Genomic DNA, 13,796 nt, shown 5'->3' on the forward strand with positions numbered 1-13,796 from the left:
GTAATTCCATAGTTACCTTTAGTTATAATTGGTTAATTTTTTAATATTAATGGTATTTAATAGTGAAATGACAGCAATTATCAGGCAAATAAGCAGAATATTTTGATATTGCCCGGTCAATTGCAAAATGGAGCTGGTCCAAAGTGGCGTTATTCCAGCGCCAAAGATATAGGCGATATTATAGCAAAATCCAATGCCCGAATAACGGATTCTGGTTGGGAATAAATCGGCAAGGACTGCAAAAAATAAACCGTTTATCATTGCGAGGAAGATTGAAATCAGAATTACCCATAGATAAAGATTAGCTACCGTCGTGAGATTAACGATATTTGTATATATTCCAGCAAATATTGTAATTAATGCAATTAGTCCGAGACGGATTAATAAAACTGGGTTTAACCATTTTACGAGGAAGGCAAAAATAAGTGAGAAAATAGCCATACTAAGCGCACCAATTGAGCTGATACCTGCTGTTACTCCTAAGTTAAATTTGAAATAAGTTACAAATAGATTTGGCAAAAACACATGGAAGATCGAGGTTGTTAAAGAAACGATTATTGCCATCAAAATACCAGTAATCAGTGGATATTTATAATTAGTTATTAGATCATGTAAGGGTAATTTATCAATCTGTTTTAACTGTCTAATTTCTTGATACTCTTCGCTTTCAGTGATACTTTTTCTAATATAAAAGCCTATGATGGTAAGTAGGCTACCAAATATAAAAGGTATTCGCCAGCCAATACTATGCATAAATTCAGGACTGGTATTTTCTGTGAGTAATTTGATTGCCTGTGAGCCAACCGAAACTGCAAAATTAGCACCAAAGGTTAGCCAAGCACAGGCAAAAAAATAGTTTACTGATTTGAATTTCTCTGCAATATAGGTAATTGACCCCGGGACTTCACCACCAACTGAGAAGCCTTGTAAAATGCGCATTATGACTAATAATAGAGTTGCCAGATAACCAATCTGTTGATAGGTTGGCAAAATTCCGATAATCAGCGATGGAACAGACATTAGGAGAATCGATAGGCTAAAGACTGATTTTCGTCCATATTTGTCACCCAGATGTCCAAGGATTATTCCGCCAATTGGGCGCAATAAATAGCTTATTGCAATCGTCAAATAAGTAAACCAGACTGCTTTACTTGCCATCTCTTTAGGGAAGAATATTTCCGCCAAAATCGGAGTTAAAAAAACGAAGGCAATGAAGTCAAATATTTCAAAAATACTGCCAATTGTTGTAGCTACGATTAATTTGAGGTTGGCTGAATTATTTTGATCGGCTTTTGGCATAAGACTCTTTTAGGATAAATTATTTTTTACTATATATTTGGCAATGTCTGATAATTTACTGATTTTCCCCAGATAGGGTTTTAATTGATCAAGATTGTAACTTTTATTCGAGCTAAATGGCAGTGGAAAATATTCAAAACATAGTCGGGCAAGCTCTGCATGTTCCGCTCCGGCAATTTCATTTACTAATTCCAGAGCCAGATCAATCCCACTTGAGACTCCACCAGCAGTCCAAACTTTATTTCCTTTAACAATTCGCTCTTCTTTGATTTTTTGCTGTTTTTGGATAAATTCTGGTAATGCTCGCCAATAAGTGGTTGCATATTCATTTTCAAGGATTCCGGCAGCTTGTAGGATAAAACTACCTGTACAAACAGACAGAAATTTCTTGATTCCGCCTCGCTGTTTTTGAATGAATGAAATAAGTTCATTGTCATTTACCGCTTGACATCTGCCCATGCCACCGGGAATAATCAAATAATCAAACTGTGGAGCATTATGAATAGTGAAATCTGGGGTTAGCAAAAAGCGGGAATTACTACATTCTATTGCTGATTGCTCTTTAGCAATTATAAATAGTTTAATATAAGATTCATTGATTGAATTTTGCCATACCTCAAGCAATTCATAGGGTGCAATCAAATCCATTGCCTGCACCCCGGGAAACGCTAAAAAACCAATTTTTAGCATTATGTTTCAAGAATTACTTAGAAAAATTAGTAAATTCACATTTTCCTGTACCGCTAACCTGAGCCATTGTTACATTAACACCTTGTTTTTGTAATGCAGACTGGAATGCAGTAGCTTGAGTTGCGAAGTCAGAAGAATAATTAATAGTCAATCCTTTAACGCCTTTACCCTGAACTTTTTGTGCGATTTTTGGAGCTTCATCAGCAGTCCATTTTGAACAGTCTTTTTCAGCAGCAAAAGAAGCAGTAGCAAGCGTAGCTAATAACACACATAAGATTTTTTTCATTGTTTGTTTCCTAAAAATTTAATATAATTGTTCATCTATCTGAACAGTAATTATTATAACTTATCTCATCAAGGTTTTAAACCTATGCTCAACACACTATACTAATTTCTAAGTGTAAGCTTCTGAGATTCATTCTATAAATCTAATTATCCATTTTGGCTAATTATCAAATAACTGGTTTTTAGAGTTATTTTTTCTTATTATCCGCAAGTTGAGCCTCAATCTCGATATCTAATTTAATCAGATCACTAACTGCTGGAACATATAGGTCTATTCCATAATCAGAGCGTTTAATTTCAGCAGTAGCGCTAAAGCCAGCAGTCTGTTTGTCATAAACTTTATTTAGGCCAATCATATTTTCAGTAACGTGTAGCGTAACAGGTTTAGTCACTCCATGCAAAGTTAATAAACCATTTAGATCAAACTTCTTACCTTTGATATTGCTGACTTTTTGGCTAACAAAAGTTGCTGTTGGATATTTAGTAGCATCAAAGAAATCTGCACTTTTTAGGTGCTCATCAAGTTTAGGTACACCGGTAACTATATCACCAATATTGATGGTAATATTGGTCTTACTTTTAGCTAGGTTTTTTTGATCAAGATCAAGAGTTCCATTTACCATCCATTTGCCTGATGGATTAGAAAACCCCATATGGTTATAATGAAATTCAACAAAGCTATGTGTTGATTCAATATTGTATAAATCTGCGGCATTTGCTGCTGTAACTATGCCAGTTGTTGCGCTTAGTATCAGTAATAGTTTTTTCATTTGTTGTCCTGTATGATTGTAATTCAATTAACCAGAATGATTATATATCAAGTAGTATTTAATATTGCGGGTTTTTATCAGTTCTATCTAGGTATTTTAAACTTCTAGCGGGTCAACGTCGATTGCGACCGTCAAGTAGTTAATTTCTGCTAAAAATGGTTCTAGCTGATTCAAGTAACTATGTAGATATTCTCTAGATTTACTTGAAATAAGCATTTGTCCTCGATAACGGTTATGTAATTTATACATGACAGCGGGGACTGGCGGGAATACAGTGATGTTTTTACTATTTAATTTTTTCTGAATAAGGGATAGCTCATGCATTCCCCTGATTAGTTGTTTTTCACTAGTACTACTTAGCTTGATTAATGCTTGATAGGTAAATGGTGGCAGCTGATTTTGCTTACGTTCTTTTAGCGTATAGTTTATAAAACCTTCAAAATCATGCTTTTGCAAAAATTGATAAACTGGATGATCCGAGTAATTAGTTTGTAAAATAACTTGCCCCGGCTTTGCTGCGCGCCCAGCCCTACCAGTTACCTGAGTAAGAATGTTAAACATATCTTCACTGGCACGAAAATCATAACTAAAAAGTGCATTATCAATATTTATTCCGACAACCAAAGTAAGGTTAGGGAAATCATGTCCTTTAGCCAGCATCTGCGTCCCAACTAGAATATCAATCTCATGTTGGTTAATTTCCTGATGGAGCTCTTGCCAGTCATTCTTGCGATTAGTTGTGTCACGATCAATTCTGCGTATTTTTGCATTTGGAAATTGATGTGCAAGAAACTCTTCTAGTTTTTGAGTACCATGTCCAATTGTATGTAAGTATTGATTGTGACATTTCGGGCAGGCGCTTGGTACTCGAGTTTGATAACCACAATGATGGCATTTCAGATTGTTGCTATTATTATGATATACCATCCGTGATGAGCAGTTCTTACATTGACTTATCCAGCCACAATCATAACAGCTAAGAATCGGTGCATATCCGCGTCGATTTATAAATACTAACGCCAATTCTTTACGGGCTAGACATTTTGCTAGTGCATCAAGCGCAGGGTCACTAATTCCTGCCTGATTAACCGGATAATGTGCCAGATTAACAATATTGATTTCTGGTAAGATGGCATTACTAACCGCACGTTTAGTTAGTTTATATAAATGAAATTTACCCAGCTTATAATTATAAAGTGATTCAAGGCTTGGGGTTGCTGATGCCATGATTATTGGGATATTTAGTGTTTTTGCCCGATAAATTGCTAAATCTCTGGCGTGATAACGAAGACTATCATTTTGCTTAAATGAGGCATCATGCTCTTCATCGACAATAATTAACCCCAATCTGGCAAATGGTGTAAATATACTCAGTCGTGTCCCAAGAATAATATCAGTCTCACCATTTTTAGCTTGTAGCCAATTAATATAACGTTCCTTCTCACTTACTTCACTATTCAGGACACTAATTTTTGCTAAAGGAAATCTTGCTTGAAACCTTGCTGCTAATTGAGGTGTGAGATTAATCTCAGGTATTAAGACCAGAGCCTGTTTTTGCTTAATTAGTACCTTATGTATTAGCTGTAAAAATACCTCGGTTTTGCCACTTCCGGTAATACCATAGAGTAGGGCGGGATGAAATTCATCGAGATGATTGCTAATGGTATTAATGATTTTTAATTGTTCTTCATTGGCGGTAATAGTTGTAGTTATAGTTGCTGCTAATGGTTTGCTACTTTCACAGATAACTCCAATGCTAAGCCAGTCATTAATTAATTTGTCTGGTTTGACGCCTAGCATTTCTTTTATCTGCTGCCAGCTTAAACTAGATAAACTCAGCTGGTGCCATAAATTAATCTGTTTTTTCCCCCTTGGTGTATATGTTTTGCCAGTCTCAGTTAATTGATAATGTTTATTTTGCGGTAATGTTATATCAGTTCGCGAGTTAATTTTGCGCAGTAGTGCCGGGATTGCACAAAAAAGCGTGCTACCAAATGAATGATGATAGTAGGTTGCAGCGAAATTACATAGACTGATAATATCTTTTGGGATTATGTCTAAATATATTTGTGAAAGATGTTGTAGTTTATCAACCGGGTAATCGCGAAACTGACTAGCTTCGACTATTGCATTTACAAAAGCAATTTGTTCTTTATTCCTTAATTTTGCACTTACTCGTTGACCTATTTCAAGGTATTCATCGCTAAGGTAGCTATAATGATGGCGTAATGGTATATCAAAAACTAGATTAACAACATACATGGCTATAAATCAACACTTATTGGCTGGTTTAGTGGCTTATAATAGCGCGTCATAATTGAAGCGTTGACATAGATAATACCATTTTGTTCAATTTTTCCATAGCCTTCATGGATATGTCCAGAGATAACTAGCCTTGGTTTTATTCTTTCGATAGCTTTTTTCAAAAATTCACAGCCAACATGCCGTTCTTCAATGATTTTATCCAGACTACCAAGGGCAGGACTATGATTAATCAAAATATCACATTTAGGTGTATTTGCATATAAAGCTTGGCGCTTTAAATCATCCCACATGAAGCCAAAACTACGAAATGGCGGGCTGACAGGTGAACCCCAGATTTTAAGATCTTCGATTTCGATTAACTCATTTTCAAGATAAATGACATTTGTCGGAATATTAATAAGGTGCTTTGAGTGTTCCAAAGCACCATCATGATTACCACCAACAAATATTTTATACTTATGTGGCAGCTGGCTAAACCAGTCAATAAATTGCTGGATCTCAAGAATGCTACCATGAATGGCAATATCACCACCATGGATTAAAATATCTCCAGTGGGAATAATGCCATCAAGAACTTGATGATGGTTATGAGTATCTGAAATGCAGACTATCTTCATTTTTGTCTTAGTGGGCGAATCCGGATATTATCGACATGGATATTAGCAGGTTGATTTACCATAAACGCAATAGTGTTGGCAATATCTTCGGGCTGTAACATCTCGCCTAATTCATTTTGCAGTTTGTCTAAGGTTGCTTGGCTATAGCTTGCTGCCTTTTGAAAGCCACTAGCCGTAAAGCCTGGCTCTATTAGACTTACCCTAATATTATGTTGACATAATTCCTGACGTAAAGAGTCTACTAAGCCAATTAATGCAGTTTTTGTCGATGCATAAACACTATTTAAGGCGGATGGATTACGTCCAGCAGTAGAACCAATTACGATAATATCATGTATTTCATGAGTAGGATTTTTAATAAACCGCTCGGCACACTGACGCAGCTGGTGTAATACCGAAATATAATTTAATTCAATCATTTCTCGCCATTTGTCAGGGTCAGAGCTAAGAATACTTCCGGGAAGCCCCATTCCCGCACTAAGAATATAAATACTTGGTTGTGGATTTATGCTAGTATAGCTAAATTCGAGTAGCTCATTGATAAAATTAGGGTTACTGATGTCGCCACTTTTAGATACTACTTTTATATTATTGTTCAGTTCACTGGCAAGGGTGGTAAGCTTGCTTTCATTTCTTCCGGTGATGATTAAGTTCATTCCAAGTGCTGCTAGTTTTCGGGCAGTTGCTTCGCCCATCCCCGAAGTCGCTCCGGTAATGATCGCGGTTCTGTTTGTCATAGACTTTACTTCCTAATGTGATTCGATTGTCCGTAGTTCATAAATATTATATAAGGCGGTACGCTCTAGCCAACCATTAAAATCTAGTTTAAAAATCCAGCTTGGGCAGTCAGAGAAAATAAGCTTACCCTGTGGTGCGCCATATTTTACCGTTTCCTGACAGGTGAGCGCAATCAAGCAGTTTTCATTATCCTTACAATCAACTTTGGCTGGGTTATTAATTGGTACCGGGCGTAAATTTAGATGTTTATAAAAATCCAGTATATTCCCACCTTCAGTAAGATAGTTAAAGGCTGTTGGTTGCTGGTAGTGTTTATACATCAGTTCATTAATCCTAATTTGCATCGCAGATGGGAAGAACATCACCACCAGCACACCAAATAGATTGAATCGCCAAGCAAAGGTATTCAATTTGCGCAATTTACTCCCAAGTTGCCAGTTATATTTTTCTTGAAGTATTTGTAGGCTATCAAGGATTACAAAGGGCATGAAGCTCAGTAGCGGGGTTAGAAAACGTAACTCTTTATGTCCAACTAGCAAATGTCCGATAATAAATGGTGCCATCACCCAGCTAATCGCATGTTTCGGACGCATGATAATAAAATATAGAGCCGCCAAAATATATAATGGCCCATATGGAACTAAGCCTGCGATTGAGAGATACATATACCATGGGTCAACGCTAAAGGATGCGGCTTTACCTTGTAGGATATTGGCTGCAAAATAGCGCCACGGTGTGAATACCCAATCACCATAAAACCAGTGATCGACTACTACACCAGCACCGATTGCTAAAAATATTCCAATTAAGATTGATAACCAATAAATAGGACACATTCTTTTAATGAAAATTAGCCAAGCCATTAGCCCAACTATCATAAAACCGGTCTGGAATCTGGCAACGAAAGACATTCCAATCAAAAAACCAATAGCAATCAGAGTAAGTAGATTCTTGCGTGATTCCGTCTGGAATAGCAGACAGAACCCAATTAAAAATAGTTTGGCGGAAATGTTTTCTGATGAATAGCGAATACCATTAAATACTGCAAGCCAGCTAAAAATACTTAGCAACATAAACCATTGCTGTTTGCTTGGACTTTTTAATTCTACCTTGAAAGTATTGATAAATAAAATAATTGCGATTAGTGATAATGCTCCAGAAAAAGCTCTGGTTAGAAAGGTTACAAAAAATGGGTTTGGTTCACTAATTAGTGCAATTAATTTATATAAATAAACAACTATCCATGCCTGAAACGCCGGACGGATTTGATCGTAAAATTCCCAAGTTAGTCCGTGTGGAGAATTTAGATTAAGCTTATATGCAGCAAACTCAAGGATCTGATAATACTCATCTGGATGAAGATGTCCGAGAGAAAAAAAAGCTGTGATCAAATAAACAACCACAGCGATGTAAATGTATTTTGGTTTGATTGGCATATTATTTTTCATCTTTAAATAGTTTTTTCATTTTTTTCTTAATGAAATTTTGTTTTAATGAAGAGAGGTATTCAACAAAAACCTTTCCATCCAGGTGGTCTAGCTCATGCTGAATGCAAATTGCTTTTAAGCCATCACATTCAATTTTGTGCTCTACGCCATTGGCATCCTGATAGGTTGCGACTATTTTTTCTGCACGCTTAACCGTCTCAAAAACTCCCGGCACTGATAAGCAACCTTCTTCACAACTTGTTTCGCCTAACTTTTCTATAATTACTGGGTTTATTAAAGCTTCCAGCTGGCTAGGCTCACCTTCTTTGGCTAAATCAATAACAAATAATCGTTTCTGTACATTTACTTGAGTTGCTGCCAAACCAATTCCATTATTCGCATACATTGTTTCAGCCATATCCTGAATTAGCTTTTTTAGTTCATCATCAAAATTTGTAACTGGTTTTGCCTTTAGATGTAAACGTTGGTCAGGGTAATGTAATATTTCTAGTAAAGCCATTATTTAATAAATCCATTATTTAATGATAGTCTCTATATTTTAAGAGCCCTTATAGTTGGTTTGGCAAATTGTTTTTGTTCGATATAATGAAAGATTAATACCGGAATAAAGAATATTCTGCTAAAATATAAAAATACAAAATTGCGTGAACCATTAATTATTTAATACATTATTCTAACAAGAAAGCATTACTTATGCCAGGAAAATTAGGTTTGCTTTGTGGGGTTTTTGCTTGTTTGCCAATAACATATGCCGCCACCTCCAGTCAGGGAGACGTAATTCAGGTTGTGGATAACAGTTTGAAAAAGTCTTCGACATTTAGTGGTAGTGGTGTTCCTGCTAATATGCTCAAGACTACTGCGCCAAAAAATTATGTTGTAAAAAAAACAGATACAGTCATGAAGCTTGCGCATATGTATCTGAAAAAAATAGGATACTGGCCGCAGTTTCTGGGGATTAGTAGTATTAATAAAACAAGAATCTATCCCGGGGATAGCTTGCAAATATTAACTATTGATGGTGTAAAGTTACTTACAGTTAGCCATGCTCAGGGAGTTACGGTAGAGAAACTTGAGCCTGAAGTTCATGATTTACCAAACGATGAATTACCGACAATTTCTATCAAAAAGCTGAAGAATTTGATTTTACGTCCAACTCTTATCCCGGAAGGGGAGTTTGAAGCATTGCCTATGGTGGTTTCAGGTGGAGCGCCAGGGGATTTTACCTATACCGCAGGCGATAATATTTACGTAAAAGGTCTCAAAGAACAACAAGTTGGCGATCAGGTTTCAGTTTTTAGTAAGTTTAGAAAAGTCAGTGACCCGGATACCAAAGAAAGTCTTGGCTTTGAGGTTCGCTATAATGGTGATGCAACCATTACTCAAATTGGACCTATTAGTAGTCTAGAATTAACCAATACTGTTAATTATGTTAGTCCGCTTGATCGGGTTGTGAGTATGCCAGTACAACAGATTCCTGATTTAACGCCACACCGTTCGGAAAGTATGATTATTACCGGGAAAATTGTTGCACTTTATGACGCAATCACTTCTACTGCGGAGGATAATACGGTAATTATCAATCGAGGTAGTCGAGACGGTGTAGATACGGGGATGATTTTTGATATAACTGATACTCGCAAGGTGATTGATCCAACTTCGAATATGGATCATCCTAAATACTTAGTTATGCCGCCGACAGTTATTGGGGAGTTATTGATTTATAAAGTTTATGATAAAATGTCTTTCGGTCTAATAACAGATTCGGCACGACCAATTTTAATTAACTCAATTATTCAGAGCCAACAGTAATGGCTGAAAAAGAGATTAAATTGATAAACTGGCTCAGGTTGGCTTTTACGCCGGGGGTTGGTTCTATTACCATGCTAAAGCTGATACAGAGCTTTGGCTCAGTGGAAAATGTTTATCAGCAACCGATGACTATTTTGAATAATGTTGTAAGTAAGGGTGTTGCTCAGAGCATTTTGTCGGATGCTTCTCTTACTGCAGTTGAAACAGCTTTAAACTGGCAAACACAAAGTGATAAACGTAAGCTTCTTACTCTTGAAAGCCCAGAATACCCTACTGAATTGGCTCAAATTGCGGCTCCACCTATGGTTTTGTTTGCTGAAGGAGATATTGCTCTTTTAGCAAGGAAAGACAAAGTAGCTATGGTTGGGACTAGACATCCAACTGTTCAGGGCGTGGAAAATGCAAAGATGTTTGCAAGAGAATTGTCTGAAAATAATGTTTGCATTGTTAGCGGGCTTGCTGCTGGTATTGATCGTTATTCGCATGAGGGAGCACTTATGGCAGAAGGCTCAACGATTGCCGTGATTGGTACTGGAGTTGATGTTCAATATCCGGCAGGGAATAAAGGGCTATATCGGGAAATTTCAGAAAAGGGATTAATTTTAACCGAATTTCCATTGGGAACAAGACCGCTTAGTCAAAATTTTCCGCAAAGAAACCGGATTATTGTTGGTTTAAGTCGTGCTTGTTTGGTAGTTGAGTCGGCAATTGATGGTGGCTCAATGATTAGTGCTGGCTATGCGTTGGAAATGGGGCGAGATGTGATGGCAATACCTGGCTCAATTCATAATCAGATGGCACGTGGTTGCCATAAGCTAATAAAGCAGGGGGCTAAACTGATAGAAACGGCTCAGGATATTTTTGAAGAGTTGCATTTTGTCTCTTCAGGGAAAAAGGAAGAAAAGCAATCTGCCTCAGATACTAATGATCCCGTTCTACTTGCTATGGGCTTTGACCCGATAAGCCTTGATAGTCTTGGGAATAAATTAAACTATGATTTTGGTGAATTATGTGGCAAACTACTGGAATTAGAGCTCTCTGGTCAGATAGCTAATTGCGGTGGTGGTAAATATCAGCGTGTTTTTAAGTAGGTATAAATGATAGAGTTATTGCAATTTTTATTTATGACGGAAAAAGATGAACATCTTTATCTGAATAAGGATGGCTTGGTTAATGAATTATTGACTGAGCACAGCTTTTCTCATAAAGAGGTACACGAAATGCTAGAGTGGTTTGCGCCAATACTTGATGGAAATTCCTTTATGGAGGTTAACCCTGAAACTGTGCGAGAAATTAGCTCTTGGGAAAAGCAACGTCTCCCTTTGACTGTAATTCAGCAGATTTTGCAAAGGGAAAGTAAGAAGTTAATTAGTAGTGGTGAGAGAGAAGTGCTTTTTGATCGTTTGGCAACACTTGGGTTAAATTCAAGCATAGCTGATGAAGAGGTTCAAACTATAATTGATGGACTAATTTTTCATTTGCAACATTATAAGTATCAAATTTTGCCGCATGGGGATTCCAAAATTCCATTTGGTTTTTTAAATAATTTCACTATCCACTAACAGGTAAAATATGGCAAAAAAATTATTGATCGTAGAGTCGTTGGCAAAAATTAAGCCAATTAGCAAATATTTGGGGGGGATTTTAAGGTTCTTGGTTCTGCGGGGCATGTGCGTGATTTACCCAAAAAAAATGGTTCAATTGATATTGCAAACGGATTTACTCCCAAGTATAAGTTTATTGATGATAAAAAGAAATATGTTGATGACATTCTTGCTGCAGCAGACAAATCTAGCGATATTTATCTGGCAACCGATCCTGATCGTGAAGGAGAGGCTATCGCTTGGCACATAAATGAGATCTTACGTGAGAATAATCTTGCTCAGGGTAAAAATATTCGGCGGGTTACTTTTAATGAGATTACTGAAACTGCGGTAAAAAATGCGGTTGCTCATCCTCGACAAATTGATAATAATCTTGTCGATGCTCAACAGGCGCGTGTCGCTCTTGACTATTTGATCGGTTTTAATGTTTCTCCATTGCTATGGCGAAAAATAAAACCTGGGTTATCAGCAGGAAGAGTACAATCTCCTGCACTAAGACTAATCTGCGAACGTGAAGATGAGATTCGCAAATTTGTTCCAGAAGACTATTTCGGTATCCATTTATTAAGCCATAAAGGGCGAATTAAGTTTAGATCGCGTTTAGTTGATGATAATGGGCGTAAGATTGAGACACGTACTATTTCAACCGAAGTGGAAGCAAAATCAATTGTTGAGCGAATTAGTGGTGAATCTTTAGCAGTAGTTAAAAAGATTACCAAGAAACAGAAAAAGAAAAATCCAACGGCGCCCTTTATTACATCTAGTTTACAGATAGAGGCTTCACGGCAGCTAGGCTTTGCAACTGATCGAACCATGAAAATAGCGCAAGGACTTTATGAGGGAATCCAGTTAGGGAGTGAGACGGTTGGGCTTATCACCTATATGCGTACTGACTCAATTCAGTTGTCGGAAACGGCGATTGCTGAAATTCGCGAATACATCGGTGCTAATTTTGAAGGTGAATATTTACCTGCCAAACCAAATGTTTTTACTCGTAAATCTAAAAATGCTCAGGAAGCCCATGAGGCAATCAGACCAACTTCAATTTATCGCACTCCTGAATCGGTAAAAGCATTCCTCAATGCTGATCAGTATAAGCTGTATGAATTAATCTGGCGAAGAACCTTAGCTAGCCAAGTAACTGCGGCAGTACTTGATACTACTGCGATTGATTTAGTTGTTCGGGATACTACATTTCGAGCAAATGGAGTCATGGTTAATTTTGATGGTTTCATGAAGGTTTATCAAGAAATCATTGAAGACGAAGTAAACGAAGATCAGGAAGCTAGGTTGCCAGAGTTAAGCGAAGGCGAGGAAGTTCCTATTGATAGTCTTGAGATTAGTGCTCATCAGACTGAACCTAAACCACGTTATACAGAAGCTTCATTGATTAAAGCTCTGGAAGAGTTAGGTATCGGGCGGCCCTCAACCTATGTACCAATCATTGCTACTTTGAAAAAGCGTGAGTATGTGGTAATGGATAAAAAGAGATTTGTGCCTACCGATATTGGTATGGTAGTAAGCCAGTTTCTTACCAATCATTTGCCAAAATATGTTGATTTGCAATTCACTGCTAATCTGGAAGACACCCTTGATGATATCGCGTTGGGTACTAAAAATCGCTTGCCAGTTCTGGATGTATTCTGGGAAGAGTTAAGCACATTAGTTAAAGAAAAGCAAAATATTTCCAAGCAAGAGCTTACCAGTGAGGTGTTGGAGGAGGATTGTCCGCAGTGTGGTAAAAAACTGATGAGTAAGATTGGGCGCTATGGTCGTTTTATCGGCTGTTCTGGTTATCCTGAATGTAATTATATGCGTAAGATTGATAAAGACGGACAAACTGAAGAGATTGTTGCGCCAGAAGAAGTACCAGATCGCGTATGTCCAAAAGATGGTGGGAAATTGCTAATCAGGAGTGGTAAATTTGGGAAATTTATCTCTTGTGCCAATTATCCAAAGTGCAAGCATATCGAAAATATTAATCAACCAGAGATGGAAAATGCAATTACATGTCCTGAATGTAACACGGGCAAGGTTGTTGCTAAAAAAGGGCGGTTTGGAATATTTTACTCTTGTAATAACTATCCAACGTGTAAAACAATATTCAAGTATGAGCCAGTTAAAGAAGTTTGCCCGTCATGTTCCTATCCGGTAATGATGACGCATACAACTAAAACTAAGGGTACACAGCATATTTGCCCTAAATGCAAGCATTCAGTAAAAGTTGCAGGTGACAGCGTTGCTAGTTAATTTACTGATTTGTAATGTAAT

General features: G+C 37.2%; 12 protein-coding genes and 1 pseudogene. 4 read left to right on the top strand and 9 right to left on the bottom strand.

The window, feature by feature from the left end:
• Window positions 1-18 precede the first annotated feature (18 nt).
• The 9 genes from CUN60_RS01940 to def form a co-directional block, all read right to left on the bottom strand.
• Window positions 19-1,299, bottom strand: a complete 1,281-nt coding sequence (locus CUN60_RS01940) for an MFS transporter (protein WP_102950416.1) — start codon at window positions 1,297-1,299, stop codon at window positions 19-21.
• Between the two features lie 9 nt (window positions 1,300-1,308).
• Window positions 1,309-1,989 carry a DJ-1/PfpI family protein gene (locus tag CUN60_RS01945; protein ID WP_102950417.1) on the bottom strand — a complete coding sequence of 227 codons (681 nt, stop codon included), beginning with the start codon at window positions 1,987-1,989 and terminating at the stop codon, window positions 1,309-1,311.
• Window positions 1,990-2,002: 13 nt separating this feature from the next.
• Window positions 2,003-2,275, bottom strand: a complete 273-nt coding sequence (locus tag CUN60_RS01950) for a hypothetical protein (RefSeq protein ID WP_102950418.1) — start codon at window positions 2,273-2,275, stop codon at window positions 2,003-2,005.
• A 187-nt stretch (window positions 2,276-2,462) separates the two neighbouring features.
• On the bottom strand, window positions 2,463-3,044 hold the full coding sequence (locus CUN60_RS01955; protein ID WP_102950419.1) for a YceI family protein: 582 nt from the start codon (window positions 3,042-3,044) through the stop codon (window positions 2,463-2,465).
• Window positions 3,045-3,140: 96 nt separating this feature from the next.
• Window positions 3,141-5,306 (bottom strand): primosomal protein N', encoded by a 2,166-nt coding sequence (locus CUN60_RS01960; RefSeq protein ID WP_102950420.1) that lies wholly within the window; start codon window positions 5,304-5,306, stop codon window positions 3,141-3,143.
• Window positions 5,307-5,308: 2 nt separating this feature from the next.
• Window positions 5,309-5,926, bottom strand: coding sequence for a metallophosphatase domain-containing protein (locus CUN60_RS01965; RefSeq protein WP_102950421.1), 618 nt, complete (start codon window positions 5,924-5,926; stop codon window positions 5,309-5,311).
• Window positions 5,923-6,663, bottom strand: coding sequence for an SDR family NAD(P)-dependent oxidoreductase (locus CUN60_RS01970; protein ID WP_102950422.1), 741 nt, complete (start codon window positions 6,661-6,663; stop codon window positions 5,923-5,925). The genes CUN60_RS01965 and CUN60_RS01970 overlap by 4 nt, the downstream gene beginning before the upstream one ends.
• Before the next feature lie 12 nt (window positions 6,664-6,675).
• Entirely contained in the window at window positions 6,676-8,100 is a 1,425-nt protein-coding gene (locus CUN60_RS01975) for a glycosyltransferase family protein (protein WP_158649252.1), read from the bottom strand.
• 1 nt (window position 8,101) lies between these two features.
• Entirely contained in the window at window positions 8,102-8,611 is a 510-nt protein-coding gene (gene def / locus CUN60_RS01980; RefSeq protein ID WP_102950424.1) for a peptide deformylase, read from the bottom strand.
• A 194-nt stretch (window positions 8,612-8,805) separates the two neighbouring features.
• Between def and CUN60_RS01985 the strand changes: the two genes are divergently transcribed.
• The 4 genes and pseudogenes from CUN60_RS01985 (at window position 8,806) to topA (ending at window position 13,775) form a co-directional block, all read left to right on the top strand.
• Window positions 8,806-9,921 carry a LysM peptidoglycan-binding domain-containing protein gene (locus CUN60_RS01985; protein WP_102950425.1) on the top strand — a complete coding sequence of 372 codons (1,116 nt, stop codon included), beginning with the start codon at window positions 8,806-8,808 and terminating at the stop codon, window positions 9,919-9,921.
• Window positions 9,921-11,012 (top strand): DNA-processing protein DprA, encoded by a 1,092-nt coding sequence (dprA, locus tag CUN60_RS01990; RefSeq protein WP_102950426.1) that lies wholly within the window; start codon window positions 9,921-9,923, stop codon window positions 11,010-11,012. Before CUN60_RS01985 ends, dprA begins: the two co-directional genes overlap by 1 nt.
• Window positions 11,013-11,018: 6 nt before the next feature.
• The gene (locus tag CUN60_RS01995; RefSeq protein WP_102950427.1) at window positions 11,019-11,483 is read left to right on the top strand and encodes a DUF494 family protein; all 465 of its coding nucleotides are present in this window, start codon (window positions 11,019-11,021) and stop codon (window positions 11,481-11,483) included.
• A 10-nt stretch (window positions 11,484-11,493) separates the two neighbouring features.
• Window positions 11,494-13,775, top strand: a pseudogene (gene topA / locus CUN60_RS02000) (type I DNA topoisomerase).
• Window positions 13,776-13,796: the final 21 nt, after the last annotated feature.

It is taken from the genome of Aquella oligotrophica, from assembly GCF_002892535.1.
Classification (GTDB): Bacteria; Pseudomonadota; Gammaproteobacteria; order Burkholderiales; family UBA11063; genus Aquella; species Aquella oligotrophica.